Below are 21,151 nucleotides of genomic sequence, written 5' to 3' on the forward strand. Positions count from 1 at the left end.
AAATGTGCGATCGTCTTTAACCCGCGTAGGCGGGTTTTGTTTGTGTAGACGCGGTTTCTAACCGCCGAGTTCAACCTAAGAAATATGGAATCTGAGAGAAATGTGCGATCGTCTTTAACCCGCGTAGGCGGGTTTTGTTTGTGTAGACGCGGTTTCTAACCGCCGAGTTCAACCGCCCGGTTCAATTTCTCAATTTATCTTTCTTTCATCCGCGTTTATCCGCGTGCATCTGCGGTTAAAAATCAAAAATCTATCACTTTGGCAAACAATTCAACACTTACTAAAACCCTCAAATCCCTAGCCGATAAAAGCTTCAGATAGGATAACCGTTAAAACTTAGCGTTAAGAATTGACAATTGACAATTCTTGTGATATGTGCTTGAATTTTAATGGAAAAGGCGTTAGTACATTCCCGCCAAGAAACTTACTAACGCCTTTTGTGTACTCCTTACGAATACAACACGATCATGCCACAAAACGGTTATCAACAGGGATGCGCTGCGAATCCTAGTGCGATCGCGTACCAAAAACGCCTTTACCCTTGGGCGATCGCCAAACTCATGCCCAGTATGCAGCGGGCGATTGTGGGGCGATTTCGCAGTCGATCGGATGCTGACGGGCACTTGCTGTGTCTGCGCCAACTGATGCCTCAAGCAACGCTTGTCGTAGTCTTTGACTTGCAGCCAGATTTAGAAGTACCAATTGCGGCGCCCACAGCAATTCGATAAGCACAAGGATTGCGATCGCCATTTGTAGGGGCGGTGCCCCCGTGCCCGCCCCTTCGTCTGACTTCAAGTCGATCTTTCTTGTATTTTCCTTCTTCCTTTTTAAGAATGACTCAGACTCGATAATTCATTCGTGTATCCGTGTAGTGCCTTCCTTCTTCCTTTGGCTATAAATAGCGACTTAAGTTAGGATAATTTTATCCTCAATTTGCTTTTAAATCATGACTTCTACAACTGTAAAATTCATCTTGCCTCAAGTGGGTGAAATTCCTCAATGGCAAGCCGCGACATGGGAAGATTATGTAGCAGCCTGCGAAGATCCATCTTTGGAGGAAGCCAGAATATTTTTTTATGAAGGATATCTTTGGATAGACATGGGTAATGAAGGGCCTCAGCACGCCAGATTTAACGATCTGTTTACTATCATATTTTTCGTGTGGTTTACTACCAAAATAGGACAAACTTTTGATTCTCTCAGCGGTTGTGTAATTGAGAAACCTAAAGTGGGAGCGGGTGCACCAGATAAAGTTTTATACATCGGCGGAGATTTCCACCAATGGCAAAAAGGGGAACCTCGCCGAATTAATCTGAATCAGTCGCGAGTTCCCGATTTAGTCGGGGAGATAGCCGATACTACTTTGGCCAGCGATTTAGATGAAAAGAAGCGGCTTTATGCTGCTTTGGGAATTCCTGAGTATTGGGTAGTAGATATTAAGGGCGAGAGAGTTTTGGCATTTCGCTTGCAGGAAAACGGGAAATATCAGGAATGCGAGATTTCCGGTGCGCTTGAGGGATTGCCAATTGCTTTGCTGTCGGATACTTTGAAACTTTTGGGTGAGGGAAATGGGACGGCGGCGATGTGGTTTGCTCAACAAATTGGGAATTTGTAGAGAGGTTGGCGAAAAGTGCGTTAGCGAAGCCCTCGAAGAGGATCGCACGCGATTCACAATAATTTTTTCAAGCTCGACTCTAGGGCTGCCACAATCTCTGAGAATGTTGATATTTGTGCTAAGCTAATCTACAAAAGATGTCACGGTCGTGCAGTAACCTTTCTGTGATTTAAAGGAGCAGGTCAATGAATATTGTCTTAAAGCCGGAATACGAAGAGTTTATTCGATCGCAAATTCAAAGCGGAAAATATGGCAGCGCTGAAGAACTAATTGGAGAAGCGATCGCACTTTTAAGAGAACGAAAACAACGCATCGAAGAACTCCGCCAGAAAATAGCAGTGGGAACTGCACAAATTGCTAAGGGACAAGTGACAGATGGAGAAATTGTGTTTGCCAAAATTCAAGAAAAGATCGATCGAAGAGAACAGTCAGGGGCATGAACAGTTATACATTTTCAGATGAAGCCGTCCGAGACTTGAATGAGATTTGTGAGTACATTGCTGGCAATAGTTCCAGGGCAGCCAGCGAGCTTTTTGATGCAATTCGTCAAAAATGTAAACTTGTCGCCGAATTTCCCAATATGGGCAAACGCTATGAGAGGTTATCCCCCAACTTACGCGGATTTATTGTGAGGGATTATTTAATTTTTTACTACCCCAGATCGGACGGGATTGATATTACTCGCGTGCTACGGGGTGATCGAGACTTGGAATTATTGTTTTCAGAGTTAGGGGAAGATTAATTAGCGTTGGATCGATCTGAACGGGCGCTCGCACTTTTGGATTTGGGATGAGAGAGGTAGGCGATCGCAATTTACTAAAACAAACTTTTCTACGCTTTAGTTCCAGTATCACCAAGATAGATTTGCTTAGAACCCTTGGGAATGTAAATCCAGCGAAGGTCTTGCAGACGATTTGTCAGATTTGATATTGTTACGCCAAGTTCATCTCGCATTGCATAAAGGTGTTTCCATTTGGTTAGATCACGTCCTCTTCGTACTTCTTCTAGCTTAAAGCTGGGCATCAGCAAACAACTAGCAAAATACTGTGCTTGCCATTCTATCCCTTGCTGACTGCTAATATTGCGACATAAAAATGGCTCTACGGCGCTCTCAATACCACGCTTTTGCTCTTCTTCTAAACGAGAAACCGCTTTTTGATCTATGTGAAGCTCCCAATGTCCGATTTCGTGAGCTATTGAAGATTCTTCAAAACCTTTAGGCAGTTCCAGACTCTTTTCGTTCATTATAATTTTACGTTCAGTAGGTAGAATCATGGCAGCAATCGCGCCTTTTTCATCAGGAGGTATGTAGCCACAATCCATATCCAATCCTAAAGCTTCAGCAACATGACCAGCATCAATAGGCCATTTTAGAGGACGCTTGCGCTTTTTATTGACGCGCGCAAGAACATCCATCGCACGAAGCTCAATTTCCTGTTTTGAAAATATTTGATACTGGTTGATTACTTTCAACTCTTCCTCTCCTCACCTTCTAATTGTGTGGTTTCGCCCAGTAATTTTTGTGCAAATTCTGGCTCATCCCGCATCCGGCGCAGCAACGCAGGCATTTGCCTGTACTTTTTGACCAGATCCTCAAAAACTTTGGCATCATCTGGTGTAATCCTACCTGCTAGGCGTTTGAGGTCATCTGTACGATCCGTCAAATCCAAATGACGCGCTAACGCCTCAATGACATCCTCGCTGGGAGGATACCCAGCGTGGTCGTTTTCCAGTTTGGATAGGTAGGTATAATCCACACCGATCAACTTTGCCAGTTCGCGCTGGCTATATTCCTTGTCCTTACGGGCTTGACGAATCAGCTTGCCAAACGTCTCGCTCACGGCTGTAGTCCCTTATCATGGAAAAATTGTAATCTATCTTGACTTTATCTTCAACAGGGTCTAAAGTATGTTTGTTGGCTAAATTGGTCAACATGGGCAACGTAAACACTATAATAGGTCAAGACAGACCTTTGTGGAGCCACAGCATGAAAAAACAACCCTTCAATCCCGACCAACTGTGCTTCTCAATCGGCAGACCCCTGCCAGTTTTGCTTGAGGAAGTTCAACGGACAAGTCGGAATCAAAAGCTGAGGAAGGCCGCCAAACAAATGCTGGAAGGCTTGCGTACCTTTGAATTGGCGAACCAAACTGAGGTTTCCAAATCCGTCAAAGCAAAAACCGCCATCCACGAAATTTTAACCAAATGAACCAATAACAGCCCTCTAAAATAGAGGGCTAAACTCATGGACAAAATTTGGGCATTTGCCAGCTATAATCTTTGGTCACAGTTTGCTCCACCAGTAGGGCAAGAATATTTCCACTGCGATATGAAGCGAGGTTTTGCTAGGGCACGACAGCGAGAACCTGGAGTCGCAGCAGTTAAAGATTTAGACAACACACCTCAACGAATTGGAATACTTGCACAGCAAGGAGTTTATGAATTTCATCAAAACCCTAAACTATTCTCGCGCAAAGATGCTGTAGAGCAAGTTGCAGAAATTCTGCAATTAAGCCAAGAGTCAACTCCTGTTAAGGAACGAGTAATTCTCATCCTGAGCAATTACCAGCAGCACCCGATTCTTTTAGGCAAGAACATCATTAAACTGAACCGAGGTGATGAGGGATTTCCCCCACCAATTATTCTGAAGCAGGGGAATTATCTGTTTAACTTCTTTGCGGCGATAGACTGCATTTTTGCCGAACCAGATGGAACCATACATATTTTAGATTTCAAAACAGGTAAATCTGAATTCGATCGGCGACAGGCATACCTTTACCTGCTAGCAGCCAGTTATCTTTATCCGTCTCAGCCAGCTATCGCCTCATTTTATAATTTGGAAACAGGCAAGCAGTCTGACCAACTCAGGGCAACGGCTGATACACTACAAGCTTTCAAAATAGAGATGTCGCTGATTGCTCAACGACATCAAAAAGATTTGAAGCGTTACCGCGACTACCCGGCTGAGTTCGACATAATTTTTCCACCTAATCCTGGTTCAAACTGTTCTTACTGTCCCTTTAACTCAATTTGTGAATTTTCTTCTGTAATATTAGAGGTTGCCGCATGACTGCTCATATTCATATTCCTCCACAAGTCTCTCCTTCGGCAACATATTTTTTGAGCGAGATTTTCCCGCTCATGATTTCACAGGTCAATTTAATCAGCTTTCGGCTGACTCCAGAAGTAGATCGCAAAATTGGCAATCGATTTAGCTGGCGTTTTTGCCAAAAGTTTACTAATCAAGAATTTCCTCATGAGCTAGTTGCGATCTGGGAAGACAAATATTTTTGGGTTTTAGGTCAACCTAATCAACCTATGCCCACCAAAGAAAAGTGGCGAGAGGCACTGGTAGAAATTGAAGAGGAGTTGAGAGAAGATATTGGCGATCGATCCTACTCTATCCAATGGGTACGGGAACCACAGGTAACAGCTCCTATCCTTGCTCAATTAGCTGTTAGAATCTTGCAAAGAAGTTCAGAGTTCTCATCGGCTGATACTGTTTGGTCTGAAAATCATGTTGAAGTCAAGCGTGAAGCTAATTTTTGGGCAGAAACTATTGACTTGCAAGATGGTGAATATCCGGCTTTAGTTTTAACACCTCACAGCTACTTCGTTTACCAAACTACATTGGATAAATTTTACGAAAATCATCCATATAGGAACAAACCGAAAGAACTTTTAATAGGTTTGAAAGTTAGAGATATTGACAAGAATAGTTTTGCTACAATTACTGCTATTGTAGGCCAGATTGGAGAAGGAGAACGCAGGCAAGACCTCATCACTCAAGCAACAGGTGCACAGAGCAAACTAAAACTTCAAGAAGCACCAGACGATCAAGTTGTTGTTGCAGTCCAGTTTAGCAAAAATCCAACTGAGTATCACTATCCAATGTCTGCTTTGCGTCCCTGTGTCACAGAGGAAACCGCCGATCGCTTTGATGTAAAATACGGAGACCTACTCAAGGAAACAAAAATTCCCTACCAACAGCGACAAAAATGCTTAACTTCATACAAGCAAAAAGCAGAAAATCTTTTAAATACCTATGGACTCAATTTAGGAGCTAAGTGTATCAACAGCCGTGATTACCAGTCCTTATTCCTACCAATTCAGTTCAAGCTTGAAGAAACACTTCTTGAATTTGGTAATAAATTCATTGGTAAGAGAGGTGACGTTTTGAAAGGACTATCTAAAGGTAGTGTTTATCGCCGCCACGATGAGTATAGTGATATATCAAGACCGATTCGCATTTCAGTTTTAAAAGCAGGGAATTTTAAAGTCAGCTCCTATTTTTTAGAACAAGTTCAGAAACGTCTCAAAGATTATAAATTTGAAAGCCTCAATTTGATTGACAAGAATACCAAAAAGATTGATGAGAGTAGAATTAAGATAGTTTCGATAGACGGCTTGAGTAAAGCTGAGGCTAAAGTTAGATTGGAACAAGCTATTAATGAACTAATGGCGATTCCCACTGATATTGTTTTGACGTTTCTCCCAGAAAGCGATCGCCATACCGACAATAGCGAAGACGGCAGTTTTTATGCTTTTATTTCTTCGCAGTTACTCCGACACGGAAAAGCAAGCCAAGTTATTTATGAATACACAGTACAAGATACTAAAAATCACGGGAATATTCTCAATCAAGTCATCCCAGGGATTTTAGCAAAGTTAGGTAACTTGCCCTTTATTCTAGCTGAGCCTTTAGAGATTGCTGATTATTTCATCGGTTTGGATATTTCCAGAACTCCCAAGAAGAAGGGAAGCGGAAGCTTGAATGTTTGTGCAAGTGTACGTCTTTACGATCGGCAAGGAAAATTTATTCGCTATAGGCTAGAAGATGCTTTGACACAGGGTGAAGAAATCGATAAACGAACACTAGAGAGGTTTCTTCCGGCTGCTGACCTAACTGGAAAAACTGTACTAATTTACCGGGATGGACATTTTTGTGGTAATGAAGTCAAGTATTTACGGGAACGAGCAAAAGCAATTAGCTCTAATTTTATTTTGGTGGAATGTATCAAGTCTCAAGTTCCCCGACTTTACAAATTTGCTCAGTCAGCTTTAAAAGCACCCACAAAAGGTCTAGCACTTCGACTATCTGCATATGAAGTGATTTTGGTGACCACAGATGTGAAGAATGAGAAGATGGGTCTGCCTTATCCCTTACGTTTGAAGGTTATTCCTGATGAAGGACAGGAAGTATCAATTGAAAGTTTAGTAGAAACAACACTTAAACTTACTTTATTGCATCATGGATCGCTTAAAGAGCCACGTTTACCCGTTCCCTTATATGGTTCTGACCGCATCGCTTATCGGCGGTTACAAGGTATTTCTCCAGGTGCATTGGATGGGGATAAACAATTTTGGCTGTAAGCCAGATCGCCCTTCCACCCACCACTCTAACAAAACCCTACCAAAAACCAACACCATCACACCCAAAAAATGCTCCGACTCTCCCAAACCCAACTCAAAATCCTCGAAGAATGCCCCCGCAAATTCCAACACAGCTACCTCGAACTACTCGCCACCACCGCATCCCCAGAACACAAAGAAAAACTCACATGGGGAAGCCACTTTCACCTATTAATGCAGCAGCGAGAACTCGGACTTCCCATTGAATTCATCATCCAACAAGACCCCGAACTGGGACGCTGTGTGGCAGCATTTATCAACACCGCACCCGAACTTTTCGCTAATTCAGAAAATAGCGATCGCATTTTCCGCCAAGCCGAACACCCCCGCACCCTAATTTTCCAAGACTACCTATTCACCGTTATCTATGACTTGCTAATAGCCGAACCAAACGCCGCCCAAATTCTCGACTGGAAAACCTATCCCCGCCCTCAAAAATCAAAATGGATAGCTGAAAGTTGGCAAACTCGCCTCTATTTATATGTTTTAGTAGAAACCAGCGACTATTCCCCCGAACAAGTTTCCATGACATACTGGTTCGTACAATTGCAAGGAGAAGAACCGCCGCAAAAACTCACATTTTCCTACAACCAAACAGAACACGATCGCACAAAACAAGATTTAACCCACCTATTGCAGCAGCTAACCGACTGGCGACAGCGCTATACCGAAGGCGGCGAATTCTTACCCCAAGTAGAAATTAGTTCCAATCTTTGCAATTCCTGTCAATTTGCCACTCGCTGCAACCGCACAACAGACAACACAGCTTCCTCATCCAATCTTTCCGCAGAAACTCCCACAGATTGGCTGCCAAATCTTGCTATCATTGAGGAAATGTCTATTTAATTCAAATCTTTTACTATGCCAACTATTAGTCCCCGGTGGGGGCGGGTTTATAGATATTGTGGATGTGAATGAAAGATTGTTGGTGAACCCGCCCCTACAGGAATTAATGAAATAACTTATGACTGAACTACTTAAAAATTTGCCAACTCAACCCCTATCCCAGCCCCCAGCTTGGCTGATCCAAGCTGTCAGAAACCATGCACCAGAACTCCCCGGAAACTATGCCGCTGCACTTCTCTGGTATAGAGGAATTCACAACCCCGAACAAATACCCGGTTTCTTAAACCCCCAACTTTACCAACCAGCAAGTCCCTTTGAATTCGGGCTAGAAATGAACTGGGCGATAGAAAGAATCCAGCAAGCACGAAACAGCGCAGAAAAAGTTGCAATTTGGGGAGACTTCGACGCCGACGGCATTACCTCAACCTCGGTTTTGTGGGATGGACTGGGAGAATTTTTTACCCAAGACGACCAATTAACTTATTACATTCCCAACCGCTTAACCGAATCTCACGGACTCAATATCCCAGGAATAGACGCCTTAGCAAAATCGGGAATTAGCTTAATTATTACCTGCGACACAGGCAGTACAAACATCGCTGAAATCGAATACGCCACCAGCTTAAACATCGATACCATTGTCACCGACCATCATACATTACCGGACGATCGCCCCCCAGCTACAGCCATTATCAATCCCCGCTACTTTCCCCCAAACCACCAACTATTTAACCTTTCAGGAGTTGGAGTAGCTTACAAATTAGTTGAAGCATTATATCATACATTACCGGATATTCCGCAGCGCCCGATCGCAGATTTATTAGAATTAGTAGCGATCGGCTTAATTGCCGATTTAGTCCAACTTACAGGAGACAGCCGCTACCTAGCACAAATCGGCATCCAACAACTGCAAAAACAAATCGCAAATCCCACCCGCCCAGGAGTTGCAAAATTGCTCGAACTGTGCAAAAGATCGGGCGATCGCCCAACCGACATATCCTTCGGGCTCGGCCCCCGAATCAACGCCGTCAGCCGCATTCAAGGTGACGCCAGCTTCTGCGTAGAACTCCTCACCAGCCGCGACAAAAAACGCTGCGAAGAACTAGCAAATTTAACCGAAATTGCCAACTCCCGGCGCAAATCTTTACAAAAAGATGTTGCCAAAGATGCCGCCTACAAATTAGCCAAACTCGACCTCTCAACTACTAGCGTCATCGTCCTCAGCGACCCCCAATGGCCCGTAGGAGTATTAGGATTAGTAGCGGGACAAATCGCCCAAGAATACGGCCGTCCCGTGATTTTATTCAGCACAGAAGGAAGCGAAGAAATTAAGGAAAATTCCCAGGAAACCCAATTGACCTCTTTCTTAGATTCAGAATCAAAAACACTTTCCCCATCCAAAATTGCTAGGGGTTCGGCGCGTTCCGCCAATCAAATTGACCTTTACCAATTAGTCAAAGACCAAGCGCATTTATTGGACAGATTTGGTGGTCATCCCTTCGCCGCCGGATTGAGTCTCCCTGTTGAAAATATCCCCCTATTTACCGATGCGGTAAATCAGCAACTGCGACAACAATACAGCACAGATAGTTTAACAGCCGCCCCCGTTGAAGCAGACCTAAAAATTACTGTCTCCGAATTAGGCAAAGACTTATTTCAAGAACTAAAATTGCTCGAACCGTGCGGTATGGGCAACCCCACACCCAAATTGCTGATTGAAAACTGCTGGTTTGACAATCTCTGGAATCAAAAAATCAAAGACTTGAAAGGGCAAAAAGTAGAATATCTTAAAACAGAATTTATAATTAGGGACGAATCTAGCGATACGGGATTTCCCGGCATTTGGTGGGGACATAATCAAAATGAAGTTCCCCAAGGCCGCTGCGATGTCACCGTTGAACTAGATTTTAATACTTACAAATCGCGGTATGAAGTGCGCCTCGTAGCAGTGCGGGAACGCACGGCAGACAACCAAATCAATTCGCCGACTAAAATAGATTGGATTGTAGACTGGCGCAATAGAAATAATGATGAAGAGTTGTTAGCAGCCAGCACAAACTTAGAATCTCCAATGCCGATCGACAATCTAGTTTACAATTCCGAAATGGTCGATCGCGAAAACTCGATCGTCCTCAAAGAATGCCCCGCAAGCTGGGACGAACTGCGGATCTGGTTTCGGCAAGCACAGCACACTCAGAAAAAACTCGCGATCGCCTATACTTTACCCCCACTCGTACCCCCACAGCAAATCTGCCAACAGCTAATCGGCATCGCCAAATATCTCAGCCGCACCAAAAAACCAGTCACCAGACAGCAACTCCGCCAGAAACTCGGCATCAGCGACACATCCTTGCAACTAGGGTTCAAAACCCTAACATATCTCGGTTTTAAAATCAATTATCGCGATCGAGCTTTCCACATCACCAGACAACCCGAAACCGCACAGCAGCAAGACGCGCCCGATCAAATCCCCAAATCCTTATTAGATAGCCAATCCATCCAATCCTCCGTGCCAAATTCCCCCATCGCCGCCCGTTTTGCAGCGCAATTCCTAGCAGCAGTCTCCGAAGAACAATTCCGGCGGAAATATTTCTGTGAAGTACCCCTTTCCACCATTGTGTCGATCGCCCGAGAAACCGTTTTCCAAGAAGATTCTACAGCAAATCCCTTCTAACTGAGATATTGGACTATTCTCAAGAACAGGCAAGATGCCTGTTCCACAAGAAAATTCACTCTTTGTGGAACAGGCATCTTGCCTGTTCATAAAAAGCTTATTGAGAATGGTGGAACACATGAGTTCTAACTGAGATATTGCACCATTGTTAAGAACGGGCTCTTCGGCCCGTTCCACTCATGAGATAACTTTTATTGTCGGGCCCGCACGCTGTTACCACCGGTGGGGCTGGCTTTTGGGGCCCTGAAGCGAGAGAAGTTGTTGTAGATGTGGCTTAAGAGGCCTATTCCTGACACGGATGCAACATCTCAGTTCTAAGAAATATCTTACTTCTGAATTCATCCCGATAAAATAAGGCATAGGGCAATGGGAGTTATCCGTTGCGAGTCAGACCCAAAACTCATAACTCCTAACTCACAGGCCACAACCCAAAACTCCCCACCGCCAAACTCGATCGCCCATATCCAATTTAAAACCCCTATGCTTCTCTGTCCCCGCTGCCAATTTGAAAATCCCAATCCAAACAAGTTTTGTCAACAATGCGGAAATTCCCTAATTTACAAACCTTGCCACGAATGCGGTGCCCAAGTCGCTTTTAGCGCCGCATTATGTCAGAATTGCGGCGTCGCAACAGGTCAAGTGTGGCGGGCCATTATCTGCGGTCGATCGAATTTTCCAGCAGTCGAGGCAGACGAGTCAACCCTACCCCCAGCCGAGTTTCCCCAAAAACCAGAGATGGTTCCAGAAATCCCATCGCGCCAAAACTCTCCTGAACCAATCACAGACGCCATTAAAACCGAAATAACCACCCCAGCCGAACCCCCAATAGCAGTCGCATCAACTTCTCCACAGCCAAGCGACGGCGAATTCAGCAGCACAGAAAGTGACCCTGTGGTAGCCGTGGGGGCGATCGCACCAGCATCCTTTCAAACAACAGAAAAAAGCTCTACTACAGCACCAGAGCGCGAAATAACCCCATCTGAACACCATTTTACAACCGCACCACAGCCTCAACAAATCCAGGAAGCAACAGAGAACCCCGACAGCCCAAACATAGCTGACATCTCCCCCCAATCTCCACAATTCCCCGTCCCCAATTCAGAATATTTAATCCCTTCCCAGCAAGCAGGAGCTTATTTAGACACTCAGCAGCGCTACCAACTCCTAGAAACCGTGCCGCCGAGAAAACGCTCAGACACAGTAGAAGTAACAGTATTGGACTGTCAGCCGCTGGAAATGTCACCCCTCAAAGCCATGCTAGCAGCCAACTCTGCCAGCGTCGCCAGACGAACATCCCCCTATAGCGCAGCAATCAAACGCGGAGAAAATTCAACCAATTCCGCCTTAGCAGAGCTTTGCCAAGGCATAGCTGAACCTTATCTGGCACTCCGGTGGCAATTCTCTCAAAACCTGCCAGTCATTCACGATAGCTGGTCAGACAACGAACAGGCAGTGCTGCTGCTAGAAGACTGCTCCCAATGGCCGCTGCTGGTAGAACGCTGGAGTCAACCCGAAACTTCCACCCAGCAAATTTTATACTGGCTACACGAAATGACAGAACTGTGGGCTGCCCTAGAACCCTGGCGCTGTCGGCAAAGCTTGTTGGAACTGACAAATTTGCGAGTCAACCCCGACTCTTCCTTCTCCTTGGCTTCTTTGCGACTGCAATACCTCTATCCCGAACCCGCCGGCTCCAACCTGCAACTGGTAGATTTGGGGCAATTGTGGCAGGTGATATTTAGCCAGTCCGATCATCGCACTCAGTTTGGCGCCTTGCTCGACCTGCTGCAACAAATGTACAGAGGCGAGATTAGCACAATCGAAGAGTTGCGATCGCGCCTAGAAACAGTTCCCCTCGAACTCCAACCCGCACCTTCACCAAGCTCAACCCCGACGCGCAGGCATTACCGCAGCCCCGACGAGTCCCCCCCCGACGTTGGCGAGGTCTTAACCCAGCCCATGCCACTCCAGATTTACAGCTTAGAAGACGCAGGCCTCACCGATGTTGGCCGCACGCGCGACCACAACGAAGACTTCTTCAGCATCTGGACTCAGCTCAACAAACTCGAAAGCTCCTTCGGTCGCATCTTTCAAACCAAAGGGCTTTACATTCTCTGCGACGGCATGGGGGGACACGACAGCGGAGAAGTAGCCAGCCAACTAGCCGCTGAAACTCTCAGAGAATTCTTTCAAACCCGTTGGCAAAATCAACTACCTCCGGCAGATACCATCCGCGAGGGAGTGCTGCTAGCCAACAAAGCCATCTTTGAAATCAATCAAAAGGACGGACGCTCCGGCAGCGCCCGCATGGGTACAACTCTAGTCGCAGTCTTAGTTCAAGACACCCAATTCGCCGTTGCCCACGTCGGCGACAGCCGCCTCTACCGACTGAGAAAGGGACAAACCCTAGAAAAAATCACCTCAGACCACGAAGTAGGGCAGCGCGAAATTAAGCGCGGAGTTGACCCGGAAACTGCTTATGCCCGTCCCGACGCCTATCAACTAACTCAAGCCATCGGCCCGCGAGACAGTAATTTTCTCAAGCCAGAGGTGCAGTTTTTAGACTTGTGCGAAGATACCTTATTAATTTTGGCTTCGGACGGCCTGACAGATAATGATTTGTTGGAAACTCACTGGCAGAACACTCTCGAACCCCTGTTCAATCCCCAAGCTGATCTCGACCAGGGAGTTGCTCAATTGATTGAACTGGGCAACAAACGCAACGGTCACGACAATATCACGGCAATTATCATTCGGGCCCAGGTAGGCGCATTTCGATTTTAGACTTTCGATGCGGCCAACTTTTTCAAAGGTGGCGCTTTCCCCCGTGACGGTCTGGGTTAAACCTGCAATTGTTGCAGGGAAAGGAAACAGCTTCTGCCTTTTTCGGGCAAGGCTTTACTGCTGGCTCTGTTATTAGGTATCCGGTGTTAAAACAGCTTCAGTTTGATTGCTCAAAAACTGATTACAGACCCATAAGATTGCAGAAAAGCTGTGGAGGACTAACCATTTATCAGTAGCTTTAATTTTGAGACTCGGTTCAGGGAATCTACCGGAAAAATTGGCTTGATAGTAAGTGGATTCATCATAGTTGAAAGAGCTTTCACTTATAAAAATAGTTAGTCTAATGAAAAAAAATCAACTATAACAATCCTAAATGATTCAGATAAATTTGTAGGTAGTGCTAAGAGTGCCTACCCCCTATCTATCGGGCAACCGGGCGTGGGATTGCCCCTACAATAATTATGCAAATGATTTAGGATTGCTATAAAATGAAGTGAGTATGCAGGCTGGCTAATGCGAAATCTGTTTTATACTCGATCGCTGTCGGGGCAATTTGGGCATAGGCAGGAAGTGCCCGCCCTACCTATAGATGTGGGGGGTAAATCACAACCTGCTGCTACAGCAAATTTACGTAAAAATTTAGCGATTGTTTACCTGGTTTTTGTAGTTTCAAGTGTTAAATCGATCGACTGTGTTTTAAGGAGCGATCGACCCCTCACAAATTTTAGGAATAATTGTTCCCAAAAGACTATTTATAACTTAATTGTTTATGAAATCTTTAATCACAATCAGGATATTATAAAGTTTTCCTGGAACTAACCTGTGAAGCTCATAAGTAATTTTTAATTGCTAATTTTTCAAAGCCCTACGCCCCAAATCTATAAATCCCGTCAACTCTCACTGCCAAATCAGGGAGTTCAACCACATCAAGCGAAAATGCTGCTGACTCTTTTAGATCCAGAAAAACAGACCCCCCTGCAACAGTGGAGTTTCGAGAGCGAATCCATTATTCGCATCGGCCGCTCTCCCGAAAATCACGTTGTGATCCCCAATGCTCTAGTGTCGCGGCAGCATCTGGAACTGCAAAGAGTTAATAGCGGGAAATCCAGTCAGTGGTACTTAGTCAATTCCGGGACAAATGGCACTTTGGTGAACGGTATTCTCATGTCTCAGGGTTGGATATCCGACGGTGCCATGATCCAGTTGGCGCGGGGCGGCCCAATTCTGCATTTCCAAGTGATTACTATTGAACTCGGCGGCCAAATTAAGGCGAACCCCACCGTCAATCTCGCGGCACCAAGGTGTACCCACGCGGGAAACCCGCCGGGGAATTTATTCTGCATCCACTGCGGCGAACCGATTAAAGTCGATCGCACGGTGCGCCACTACCAAGTGCTGCGAACTTTGGGCCAAGGCGGTATGGGGACAACGACTTTAGCCTGGGATCGAGAGAAAGCAAAAGCTCAAAAACCCGGAAGTTCCCCCGCAGCTTCTCTGGTAGTCCTCAAGGAAATGAATGCTGACATGGCTCAAATAGTCAAAGCTCAAGAACTGTTTGAACGTGAAGCTAAAACTCTCAAGGCCCTCCACCATGCGGGAATTCCTCAGTTTTTTGACTTTTTTGTGGAAGGGGGCAAAAAATACTTGGTGATGGAAATGCTCCACGGCGAGGATTTAGAAAAACGCATCTACAACCGCGGGCCTGTTGCTCCCCAACAAGCAATAGAGTGGATGAGCCAAACCTGTGAGGTTTTGGACTACATTCACTCTCAAAAACCCCCGATCGTCCACCGGGATATTAAACCTGCTAATTTGCTGGTGCGGCATCGGGACAATCGCATTACAGTGCTGGATTTTGGAGCCGTTAAAGAAATCGGCACTCCTCCGGGCACTCGCATCGGCGTTGAAGGCTACACCGCACCAGAACAAGACCGGGGACAGCCTCTCCCTCAGTCGGATTTATATGCTATTGGGCCTACTTTAATTTTTTTGCTGACGGCCCAAAGCCCTCAAAACTTTTACGGCAAAATAGCTGGAGGTTACGGGTTTAAGCTCGAAAATATTCCGACGATCGCCCCCAAGCTGCGGGACACCATTTTGCGAACCACGGCAGCTAAGCCTGGGGATCGCTTTCAAACTGCTCAACAATTAGCTCGAGCTTTAGCAGCTTCGCTTTAACAAAAGTCAGAAGTCAAAACTCAAAAGCCAAAAGTCAGAATTTATGAGGAAGAGGGCAAAAGGAAAAGGGAAGAGGGAAGAATTTAGCAACGGAAATTTATTAAATAAAATTTAGCCGATCGCCTCGGAATTTCTCTCCGACACCCCAGTCCTCCGTCTCCTCTGTTATTCCTCGTCCCAAGCTTCTACAGCTATCAACTCGCTCACGGGGTCTTGCATAGAAAAATCAAACTCTAGCAATTGCTGTTTCCAGTACGGCCATTCGTCGCCGTAAAGCAGAGCAATTTTCCAAATACTGTCTGTCGGCTTGATAATGTCAGACGTGACGAGAGAATGCACCTGACGCTGGAACTTAACCATCGGCTGTATAACCTTCTGGCTCATAATACCTCTTGAATTGTTTAAATTTTGTGAATTACCACTTCCGATCTCACACTTTTTACCGCAGTTTCGCCAAGAACAGTCTCGCCAAGATACGTGTAGATTTTTGTCGGGAAGCTACATATTTAACTTGTATCTTAACACAGTTCGTTTTGACAAGGCCCTATAAGCAGGACTGAAGAGTCAAGACCGACTTCAAAGAATTAATCATCTTTAAAATGTCCCGCTATATGCTGTCGATCGACAGTGGGAGGTTGGCCGCCTCGATTGTTTCCACATCGTTGTTTCCACATAGTGGCAGATGCAAGGGCTGCGTTCGGCTTGTTCTTGACAAGGCTGAGTTTGCGTAGGAGGAACTGCAACTACTGCGCTTTGGCTGCTACAGCGTAATTTCCGCTTTCCTGCGGGTAAACCACACCTGTTTCACCTTCGACGCTGGGTTCGCTGTGAGAGTGGGGTCGGAGCTACATAAACTGATTATAACTCTACTCACCGCAAAAGCGATCAAAAATTGTTGGATACTGTTGATCGCCACCCCTAAATGTCGATCGAACATTCAAAGGCGACAGCAGGGCGGGCGTACAAGCAACTTCCAAACCCATCGTCCGTCCTGATTGAGTCAATCTAAAATCTCAAATCTCAAATCTAAAATTGTATGACTTGGACAAGGCGACACATTCTCACTCTGGCTGATTTTACCTCGGACGAATACGATACAGTGCTGCAAACTGCGGCCAGTTTTCGGGAGGTGCTCGGCCGCCGCACGAAGAAAGTGCCGGCCCTGCAGGGTCAAGTGGTCGCGAATTTGTTTTTTGAACCTTCTACCCGGACTCGCAATAGTTTTGAGTTGGCGGCCAAACGACTGTCAGCGGATACGCTGAATTTTACGCCGGGAAGTTCTTCTCTGACGAAGGGGGAGACTATTCTGGATACGGCTAAGACTTATTTGGCGATGGGAACGGATTTGATGGTAATCCGGCACGAACAAGCGGGAGTTCCCAGCACGATTGCTTCGGAAATGGATCGCTTGGGTTCGAGAGTCAGCGTTCTCAATGCTGGAGACGGTCAGCACGAACACCCGTCGCAAGGTTTGCTAGACTTATTTACTATTTGTGCTCTGTTAGATACCGAACGTCCGCGGCTGGAACTTTTAGCGGGCAAAAAAATTGCTGTGGTGGGGGATATTTTGCATTCGCGGGTGGCTAGGTCTAATATTTGGAGTCTAACGGCTTCTGGGGCAGAGGTTCATTTGGCCGGGCCGCCGACTTTGCTACCGCTGTTGTTTGCTGAGTGTGGCGATGGTAGGGAAGGCAAGTTATTTTTGCACTGGCATCTGGAACCTGCTTTGGCAGATGCTGATTTTGTGATGACTTTGCGGCTGCAAAAGGAACGGATGAGCGACCATTTGCTGCCGAGTTTACGAGAGTACCATTCTTTGTACGGGATTACGCGCGATCGGCTGAAACTCTGCAAGCCGGATGTGAAGGTGTTGCACCCTGGCCCGGTTAACCGTGGCGTGGAAATTAGTTCGGATTTGATGGACGATGCCCAGTTTAGCCTGATATCTCAGCAAGTTACCAGCGGCGTGGCGGTGCGGATGGCATTACTTTATCTAATCGGCGGGGGTAAAGTTTAGGCTGTTAGTTGTTAGTCATGAATTTCGGATCTTCAATGATTTTCAGGATCGATCGCATATTTAAAATAATCGTTACCCAGTAGGGCCGGGTAACGATTAAAACTCTTTCTAGAAATGTAAATTGCTCTAGTTAAGAGTTAGGAAAGCCAGGACGCAGAAACCCAGCCACCACCTTTGAGTTGGGCCCAGCCGTTTTTGTAACGACCGGTCAATTTTACGTGGTCTCCATAATATAACTTGCCGATTACACCAGAACAGCTACTGGGGCGGTGGCGGATATTCAGTCGGCCGCCATTCGTGACAACTTTGGCGTAGCTGTGATGGCTGTGATGAGCGCGATGGCCACAGTGTTTGCGGTGGCAACTTGCCGCCTGGGCTTCGCCACCGACACTCAGAACAGATAGGGCTACTGCCATACCTGCGACGCCTATCCATGCAGAATTAGGAATTTTCAAGCCGAGTTGGTCTAACGACTTGACTTGGAGTTCGGACTCTGGAGATTCATAAGCAACAAAAGAGTGGCTCAATGCTAGTGCTTCCATAGTTTCCTCGTGATTGTTGTTAACCTTTCTTGGTGCAGACTCAGGTCAAAACCTCAATTAACAGCCCAAATTATTAACTTATGTTTCATAAAAGCCACAAAAGGGCGTTAAGGTCTTGCTGTTGCCGAGTATTGGCTAATGTTCCTGAACCCTGCACAGGTATATCATGTCATTGATGTAGCTTTCCGGAACAAAAAAATAAATAAAGTTTACATCGACTGCTAAAAATTTTGCCGACGCGGATCAGAACTCCGGGCAGAATTAAACTTAACTGTGTCATTAAAAAGGGAACGAAGTTATCGATTGGGGTGGGAAATGGCTTGTACTGAGTTGCGAATGACACTACTTATTTGGGTGCTTATTTATTGAACTGCTACAGCAAGATCGGCAGTTAATTATATCGAACAAGCATCCGGCTCGTCTTCAAGCCCAATCTTAATTTGCTTGGGGTCAGTCATAGTGTAGCCGATCGCACTGGTGCAGAAGTTCGGGGCGATGGCGTCGGGCCCTCGGCCGTGCTACAAGATGGGTCTCAAGATTAGCCTCCCAGTGTCCCCGACAAGAATGCAAGACAAATCCATCGCGACTTGATTTGTGTCAAGATCGATCGAGTTCTCCAGCACCACTTCTTTCGCAATGAACTCCTTCGCTGCACTTTCTCTCGGCACAATTCCTCAACGCCATGAATCCGACAGCTTCGCCATTACCTTAGCGCCGCTGTCTGTAGAGGAAATATACGCTTTGGCAGATGACCCCGCGAACGGAGCCGTGGTAATAATGAGCGGTACAGTCCGCAACCAAACTGACGGTCAAGCTGTAGTTTCCCTAGAATATCAAGCCTACGAACCGATGGCCGTGCGAGTATTCCAGCAAATTGCTACTGAAATCCGCCGCCAGTGGGCCGATGTCAATCGGGTCGCTATTCACCACCGCGTCGGACACTTGCAGGTGGGCGAAATCAGCGTATTGGTGGCTGTTGGCTGTCCCCACCGGGGCTCAGCGTTTGCAGCTTGCCAGTACGCCATAGATACGCTCAAACACAATGTACCGATTTGGAAAAAGGAACATTGGGCTGACGGTTCTAGCAGTTGGGTTAGTATTGGAGCGTGCGAGGTTGTCGGGCATTAGTCAATCGATTTGAGATTTGAGATTGAAGAGGGGAACTTGTTACGATCTCCTAACGTCAAAAAGTGTGGAATGTTCGATGAGCCGATTCCACCGATGAGCGACTTTATTTCCGTGTCCTGGTCTGCGGTTGTGGCGACCGTTCAAAGAGTGCAATTGCCAGCCGAAAAACTCTCTAATTATGACTTGGTGTTGCGGTGTCAGGAAGGAAATCGACCTGAGACCACGGCCTTTTCAGAACTGTTGAAGCGGTATCAGTCCCACGTAGACAGGGTTCTCTATCACTTGGCCCCTGACTGGCAAGACCGAGCAGACTTGGCTCAGGAAGTGTGGATTCGGGTCTACCGCAATATTAACCGCTTGCAAGAGCCTGTTAAATTTCGGGGCTGGCTGAGCCGCATCGCCACTAATTTGTTTTACGATGAGTTGCGGAAGCGCAAACGGGTGCGAACTCCTCTGTCGCTGGACGTACCCCGTACTCTGGAAGATGGCGAGGTTGATTGGGAAATTCCGGCCGACAGTCCGGGGCCTGATGAAGATTTGACGACGAGAGAATTTTACGACCAGTTGCGGGTGGCGATCGCAGATTTGCCGGAAGTATTCCGCACGACGATTGTTTTGAGAGAAATAGAAGGTTTAGCCTATGAGGAAATAGCCGAAATGACCGGAGTTTCTCTGGGAACTGTCAAGTCGAGAATTGCTAGAGCTCGCCAAAGATTGCAGTTGGAATTGCAAAAATATCTCGATGGTAATTAGCAAGAGTAATTTCAGAGGCGAGTTAAGAAGATTTGGTGAAGTTTGCTGTGACATCAAAACTTCTCTTTTAAAATATAGATAAGCAGTAAATCATTCTAATACCGAGTGCGTGATTCCCCAATTAGAGCAAGTCTGAAATTATGAGTGGTAACTTTGAATCGATAAAAATCAGAATCAGCAAGGCGTCGGGGATTCACTCGCTGAAACTGAAGTTAACAACAATTATGCCCAGGGCAATGTAACTACTATGATGCGCGATCGCTTTGAATTGCTAAGTGCCTACCTCGACGGTGAAGTGACGGCGACAGAACGCCGGCAAGTTGAGGAGTGGCTGACAAATGACCCCACTACGAAACGTTTGTACTCGCGACTGCTGATGATGCAGCAGAGTTTTCAGGCAATGCCGGTGCCTGCTGCGGAACAATCTGCCGAGGAGTTGGCGACGAAGGTTTTGCAGCGCGTGGAACGCAAGCCGAAACGAACTTGGATTGTGGGTGGAGGTGCGATCGCAGCTTTGTTGATTGCGGTGGTGTCTGGTGTCGGTGGCGGCCGCCAATTGTTTGCTCCTCAGTTTGCTCGATCGCCCGTTCCTGCTGAATCTGACGGTTTGATGGTGGCTTTGAACGAGCCTCTGGTGGAGATTGTTAATCCCAACGATTTGATGCTTGGGGTGAATGCACCGATCATGGATATACCCAAAGTTGGTGTAGCAACCCCTCAAAAGTCATTGCCAAAGGCGCAGTAGGATTTCTTTTTTGAGCAATAACGGAAGTTGCTAAGCTCCCTAAAAAAGGGGGCTTTTTGCCGTTTTTCCCAGTTTTTAAAGGTGGATATATGCTTTGACGCTTTCCTGGCTTTGAATGACAAATTGTGGGGCGATCGCATCTTAATATCCTAGTAGGTAGCGAGTGGAATTAGACGGGGCGATCGCACTTGTCACCGATTTTTTGGATATGTGAGATCGGTAATAGCAATGTCTCCTCAATTTCCTGCCGCACAGCAGGAGATACATTACAACCGCTATTGAGGCAATCTACCAGCAATTTCACTCGTCCTCATCAGAAAATAGAGAAGTTGACATCCGCCCCGGCGTGAACGCACGGGGATTCCATCTATTCAAGCCAATCAAAAATTGACAATTGCTTAAATTCTGGTGGGTTGACGCTTCTTTGGGTGCTGCTATCCTGGGATAGTCTTATGCT

At 46.2% G+C, this 21,151-nt stretch carries 21 protein-coding genes; 15 read left to right on the forward strand and 6 right to left on the reverse strand.

The window, feature by feature from the left end:
- The first annotated feature begins 467 nt into the window (after window positions 1-467).
- The 4 genes from QUA00_RS29625 to QUA00_RS29640 all read left to right on the forward strand — a co-directional run bounded on the left by QUA00_RS29625 (window position 468) and on the right by QUA00_RS29640 (window position 2,357).
- Window positions 468-728, forward strand: coding sequence for a hypothetical protein (locus QUA00_RS29625; protein ID WP_333105634.1), 261 nt, complete (start codon window positions 468-470; stop codon window positions 726-728).
- Between the two features lie 218 nt (window positions 729-946).
- Window positions 947-1,615 (forward strand): Uma2 family endonuclease, encoded by a 669-nt coding sequence (locus QUA00_RS29630; protein ID WP_333412090.1) that lies wholly within the window; start codon window positions 947-949, stop codon window positions 1,613-1,615.
- A 185-nt stretch (window positions 1,616-1,800) separates the two neighbouring features.
- Window positions 1,801-2,055: a type II toxin-antitoxin system ParD family antitoxin gene (locus QUA00_RS29635; RefSeq protein ID WP_333105636.1), complete on the forward strand. Its 255-nt coding sequence runs from the start codon at window positions 1,801-1,803 to the stop codon at window positions 2,053-2,055.
- Entirely contained in the window at window positions 2,052-2,357 is a 306-nt protein-coding gene (locus QUA00_RS29640) for a type II toxin-antitoxin system RelE/ParE family toxin (protein ID WP_333412091.1), read from the forward strand. Before QUA00_RS29635 ends, QUA00_RS29640 begins: the two co-directional genes overlap by 4 nt.
- A gap of 89 nt (window positions 2,358-2,446) precedes the next feature.
- On the opposite strand, the gene QUA00_RS29645 is transcribed toward QUA00_RS29640, so the two are convergent.
- Both QUA00_RS29645 and QUA00_RS29650 read right to left on the reverse strand, forming a co-directional pair.
- Window positions 2,447-3,088: an ImmA/IrrE family metallo-endopeptidase gene (locus tag QUA00_RS29645; RefSeq protein ID WP_333412092.1), complete on the reverse strand. Its 642-nt coding sequence runs from the start codon at window positions 3,086-3,088 to the stop codon at window positions 2,447-2,449.
- Window positions 3,085-3,456 carry a helix-turn-helix transcriptional regulator gene (locus tag QUA00_RS29650; RefSeq protein WP_333412093.1) on the reverse strand — a complete coding sequence of 124 codons (372 nt, stop codon included), beginning with the start codon at window positions 3,454-3,456 and terminating at the stop codon, window positions 3,085-3,087. Before QUA00_RS29650 ends, QUA00_RS29645 begins: the two co-directional genes overlap by 4 nt.
- A gap of 92 nt (window positions 3,457-3,548) precedes the next feature.
- On the opposite strand from QUA00_RS29650, the gene QUA00_RS29655 reads away from it, so the two are divergent.
- The 7 genes from QUA00_RS29655 (at window position 3,549) to QUA00_RS29685 (ending at window position 15,509) form a co-directional block, all read left to right on the forward strand.
- Window positions 3,549-3,824 (forward strand): hypothetical protein, encoded by a 276-nt coding sequence (locus tag QUA00_RS29655; protein ID WP_333412094.1) that lies wholly within the window; start codon window positions 3,549-3,551, stop codon window positions 3,822-3,824.
- Between the two features lie 36 nt (window positions 3,825-3,860).
- Window positions 3,861-4,685, forward strand: coding sequence for a PD-(D/E)XK nuclease family protein (locus QUA00_RS29660; protein ID WP_333412095.1), 825 nt, complete (start codon window positions 3,861-3,863; stop codon window positions 4,683-4,685).
- On the forward strand, window positions 4,682-6,988 hold the full coding sequence (locus QUA00_RS29665; RefSeq protein WP_333412096.1) for a Piwi domain-containing protein: 2,307 nt from the start codon (window positions 4,682-4,684) through the stop codon (window positions 6,986-6,988). The genes QUA00_RS29660 and QUA00_RS29665 overlap by 4 nt, the downstream gene beginning before the upstream one ends.
- 69 nt (window positions 6,989-7,057) lie before the next feature.
- Window positions 7,058-7,873, forward strand: coding sequence for a PD-(D/E)XK nuclease family protein (locus QUA00_RS29670; RefSeq protein ID WP_333283148.1), 816 nt, complete (start codon window positions 7,058-7,060; stop codon window positions 7,871-7,873).
- A gap of 118 nt (window positions 7,874-7,991) precedes the next feature.
- The gene (locus tag QUA00_RS29675; RefSeq protein ID WP_333412097.1) at window positions 7,992-10,547 is read left to right on the forward strand and encodes a DHH family phosphoesterase; all 2,556 of its coding nucleotides are present in this window, start codon (window positions 7,992-7,994) and stop codon (window positions 10,545-10,547) included.
- Window positions 10,548-11,027: 480 nt separating this feature from the next.
- On the forward strand, window positions 11,028-13,331 hold the full coding sequence (locus tag QUA00_RS29680) for a serine/threonine phosphatase (protein ID WP_333412098.1): 2,304 nt from the start codon (window positions 11,028-11,030) through the stop codon (window positions 13,329-13,331).
- 936 nt (window positions 13,332-14,267) lie between these two features.
- On the forward strand, window positions 14,268-15,509 hold the full coding sequence (locus tag QUA00_RS29685) for a protein kinase domain-containing protein (protein WP_333140594.1): 1,242 nt from the start codon (window positions 14,268-14,270) through the stop codon (window positions 15,507-15,509).
- Window positions 15,510-15,674: 165 nt separating this feature from the next.
- Here the strand turns inward: QUA00_RS29685 and QUA00_RS29690 are convergent, their stop codons facing one another.
- Together QUA00_RS29690 and QUA00_RS29695 are read right to left on the reverse strand one after the other, a co-directional pair.
- The gene (locus QUA00_RS29690; protein ID WP_193973492.1) at window positions 15,675-15,893 is read right to left on the reverse strand and encodes a DUF4327 family protein; all 219 of its coding nucleotides are present in this window, start codon (window positions 15,891-15,893) and stop codon (window positions 15,675-15,677) included.
- Window positions 15,894-16,375: 482 nt separating this feature from the next.
- Window positions 16,376-16,513 (reverse strand): hypothetical protein, encoded by a 138-nt coding sequence (locus QUA00_RS29695; RefSeq protein WP_333309221.1) that lies wholly within the window; start codon window positions 16,511-16,513, stop codon window positions 16,376-16,378.
- A 32-nt stretch (window positions 16,514-16,545) separates the two neighbouring features.
- Here QUA00_RS29695 and QUA00_RS29700 point away from each other — a divergent pair, with 32 nt between their 5' ends.
- A complete protein-coding gene (locus QUA00_RS29700) occupies window positions 16,546-17,526 on the forward strand; it encodes an aspartate carbamoyltransferase catalytic subunit (RefSeq protein WP_333140553.1) in 981 nt (326 codons plus the stop codon).
- A 137-nt stretch (window positions 17,527-17,663) separates the two neighbouring features.
- Here QUA00_RS29700 and QUA00_RS29705 read toward each other — a convergent pair whose 3' ends face one another.
- Complete coding sequence (locus QUA00_RS29705; RefSeq protein WP_333412099.1) at window positions 17,664-18,068, reverse strand: SH3 domain-containing protein; 405 nt, start codon at window positions 18,066-18,068, stop codon at window positions 17,664-17,666.
- Between the two features lie 636 nt (window positions 18,069-18,704).
- Between QUA00_RS29705 and QUA00_RS29710 the strand changes: the two genes are divergently transcribed.
- The 3 genes from QUA00_RS29710 to QUA00_RS29720 all read left to right on the forward strand — a co-directional run bounded on the left by QUA00_RS29710 (window position 18,705) and on the right by QUA00_RS29720 (window position 20,694).
- The gene (locus QUA00_RS29710; RefSeq protein WP_333140557.1) at window positions 18,705-19,196 is read left to right on the forward strand and encodes a molybdenum cofactor biosynthesis protein MoaE; all 492 of its coding nucleotides are present in this window, start codon (window positions 18,705-18,707) and stop codon (window positions 19,194-19,196) included.
- A gap of 93 nt (window positions 19,197-19,289) precedes the next feature.
- Entirely contained in the window at window positions 19,290-19,949 is a 660-nt protein-coding gene (locus QUA00_RS29715) for a sigma-70 family RNA polymerase sigma factor (RefSeq protein ID WP_041622468.1), read from the forward strand.
- Window positions 19,950-20,196: 247 nt separating this feature from the next.
- Window positions 20,197-20,694, forward strand: coding sequence for a zf-HC2 domain-containing protein (locus QUA00_RS29720; protein WP_333412100.1), 498 nt, complete (start codon window positions 20,197-20,199; stop codon window positions 20,692-20,694).
- 169 nt (window positions 20,695-20,863) lie between these two features.
- Here the strand turns inward: QUA00_RS29720 and QUA00_RS36975 are convergent, their stop codons facing one another.
- Window positions 20,864-20,998, reverse strand: a complete 135-nt coding sequence (locus tag QUA00_RS36975; protein WP_445305773.1) for an NACHT C-terminal helical domain 2-containing protein — start codon at window positions 20,996-20,998, stop codon at window positions 20,864-20,866.
- Window positions 20,999-21,151: the final 153 nt, after the last annotated feature.

The organism is Microcoleus sp. T2B6 (genome assembly GCF_036700475.1).
Lineage (GTDB): Bacteria > Cyanobacteriota > Cyanobacteriia > Cyanobacteriales > Microcoleaceae > Microcoleus.